Source organism: Finegoldia sp. BIOML-A1, from assembly GCF_009678325.1.
Taxonomy (GTDB): domain Bacteria; phylum Bacillota; class Clostridia; order Tissierellales; family Peptoniphilaceae; genus Finegoldia; species Finegoldia magna.
Genome location: NZ_WKZF01000018.1, coordinates 1 through 2,861, shown reverse-complemented (window position 1 = coordinate 2,861; position 2,861 = coordinate 1). Strand labels below are relative to the sequence as shown.

Here is a 2,861-nt window from a genome sequence, read left to right as displayed (position 1 = left end):
TTTGCGACAATAAAGTACTACCTTTGTTGCTGACCAAACGGTAGCTGACCGATACGGGAGAGTTACCAAAATACAAGCCGCTGGAGTTAATTGACGGACATCCGACATCCCCAGCGGCTTTATTTTTGCCTATCTGCTTCGTCTAGGCATACCAGTACCTCTACTAAAAATGTACTTCAAAGATACTTATTTTCTACCGACTTGATAGTTTTTACCCCATATTCTTGGACATTTTTCCCCCATGAGGTTATCTTTGTAGGGTGAAAGAGAAACCCATAAACGGGGATAGATTGAATGCTGGGAAGCATAAACAATCGGGGTAAGGTTAGCGAACCTTGCCTTTCATCCCCCATTATAACTTTACATAGAGGAACTTTATCTATCCCCCCCCGCCCCCAAAGGGGGAGCGACCAAACGGCAGCTTCACTCAATGGAGTGTTACAGTTCATCAAAACCAAGTGATAACTGTCGTTTCTCTGCTTCTTCTTTCTTTTGGGCAGCTAAAGTCTTTTTCCGAACGTATGTTTTTGTAAATGAAACCCTATCCCCATTAAAGACAATCAACGGATTAATGAACCAATTATATTCGTTTGGACCTCTTGCTATGATTTCACTTTGTACGAGCTCTGCCAATCCTTTGTATATGGCTTTGTCTGATTTGTATTGGGTGTATTCTAAGCATTTTCGCCTATCGAAAATTATCATATCATTCTTAGGCTTCATGCAAGTTAGAATATACCCGAAAACCCGAATAGCTGATTGTGATAGATTGAAAAAAGCGGCAAAATTCGCAAGGTATAGTTTTGCAAATTGCTCTTCATCTACTTCTATTTGTCGGATAAACGAGGTTTTGAATACTTCTCCTGTATCTGTATCAGCAACAGCAACTACAGCTTTTTTATCACTTCCCGTACTACTTTTGTATTTCTTAACAACGTGATTTTCAATCCCTTCAATTGCTTGTTTCATAAAGGGGTTTTCTTCGTTTTTTTGAAAATCGGTTAATTTGAGTACTTTCTTATTTTCCATAAACATTCTATTTAGGCAAATTTGACTTTCTATATATCGGTGAAAAAGTATAATTTGATTTTCCACAAAGGAATATTTAAATTTCCATTTATACAATAAAAAAGCAAAATATATTTTCCTTTTTAATATCTAATAGGAAAGAGTGACTTTCTAATATGGAAAATCTGATTTTCCAATATGGAAAATACCCTATATTGAGTATCAACTACTTAACTTATTCTATTTCTTAAGTTCTTATTATACCCTAAAAACGGCATATAATCAACTACTTAAAAAATCATCGGTCGGGGAGCGCCCAGCGGCAAGGGGCGGGACCACCCGTCCCGACGAGCGCCCACACCATAAACTTTTTTTCGAATAAGCACACAACCGTTTTTCGAACCCTGCAAAATTTCTTCCGAACCCGAACGGCGTAACACTCCATTGAGTGAAGCTGCCGTTTGGTCGCTCCCCCTTTGGGGGCGGGGGGGGGTTACATACCCATGCCGAAACCTCTGCTTCTGGTGATTTGCTTGAGTAGGTCTTTCCCCTCTTCCATAGCTTTTGATATGTTTGGGAAATGATGCCTTAAAGCCTCCAGTTGTTCGGAATTGAACAAGTCTTTCATCTTACCAAGTTCTTTTTTCAATTCCTTGGTTTCGGTCTTTAGTTCTTGGTTCTCCGTTCTTAGTCGGTTACTGGTTGTCCTTGCATTGTCCATTTGCTGTCTATAATACTCCTTGTCGTTCTCGGCTTTGAATACCTTTGTGCCGTTTCGCTCTTTTTCAAGTATAGCCTTTCCCAGTCTATCGGATAGCTGTTCATTTTCCCCCTCTAAAGCCTTTATTTTGGCTTTTAAGGCATCTTTTTCCCTATCGTTAACCGTTTTCCCTATCAAGCCGTAAAACTTCTCTGAAGCCTTAGAAATGAGTTTTTGGACGTTTTTCTTTGTTTCAATGGAACGTAGTTCTTTCTGAAGCTGAAGAAGCTGGTTTTGCACGTCCTTGTGCTTGTCTAACGCACTGGATATATCGTTGGATAGTTCCTGAAGCTGTTCTTTCGCACATTCGGTCTTGTACTGCATAGCCGATAAGTGTTTGCGATCAGAAGAAACACCACGTTCCATGCCCAGTGCTTCAGATGCTATGGTTTGGAGTTCTGCCATGTCATCACGCGATAAACGCACACTCTTCCCGTTCGGCTGCGTCCAATCGAAAACTACATGGGCGTGAAGGTTAGGTGTCCATTGCTTTGCGTTCATGTATCCTTCGTCCTTGTGTATATGGATTTGAAACGCTTCAATACCGAAACGTTCCTTGCAGACCGCAGCGAATTGCTGGAGTTCCTGCATGGTGGTTTCTTGCTTGATTACTATTACCCCCTCCCGTATGGGTGCTGCTTTAGTCTGCATCTTCTGCCCAACCGTATCGAAATATCTCTGTTTCGCACTCTCCAGCCGATGGGAGATGCTATCTCCAACCCAGCTTTCATTCAAATGACTAAGTTCCGGACGAACATAGTCCAACTCTTTTTCCCTAAAGTTGTGAATCTCGCTCCCCGGCTTCACTGCTTGTACATGAATACTTGTTGCTCCCATAAGTTAACATTTTTGTGACAATCGATAACAGCCGGTGACAGCCGGCTGACAGGGGGTTAAGGGGGCTTGTCCCCTTACACACGTACCCTTTAGGGTGCTAGTGTGCTATCACCATACTGCATAGGTGCGAAGTTAGTGAATGTTTTGTAAATGCACAAATAAAGGGGAAAACATTTGGATTTGCGACAATAAAGTACTACCTTTGTTGCTGACCAAACGGTAGCTGACCGATACGGGAGAGTTACCAAAATACAAG

Annotated in this window: 2 protein-coding genes; both read right to left on the bottom strand. The window is 41.6% G+C overall.

Features of this window, described 5'->3' with window-relative positions; translation table 11 throughout:
* Positions 1-438 precede the first annotated feature (438 nt).
* On the bottom strand, positions 439-1,029 hold the full coding sequence (locus GKG00_RS08795) for a hypothetical protein (protein WP_008670455.1): 591 nt from the start codon (positions 1,027-1,029) through the stop codon (positions 439-441).
* Between the two features lie 472 nt (positions 1,030-1,501).
* Positions 1,502-2,605 (bottom strand): plasmid recombination protein, encoded by a 1,104-nt coding sequence (locus tag GKG00_RS08790; protein ID WP_007572070.1) that lies wholly within the window; start codon positions 2,603-2,605, stop codon positions 1,502-1,504.
* Positions 2,606-2,861: the final 256 nt, after the last annotated feature.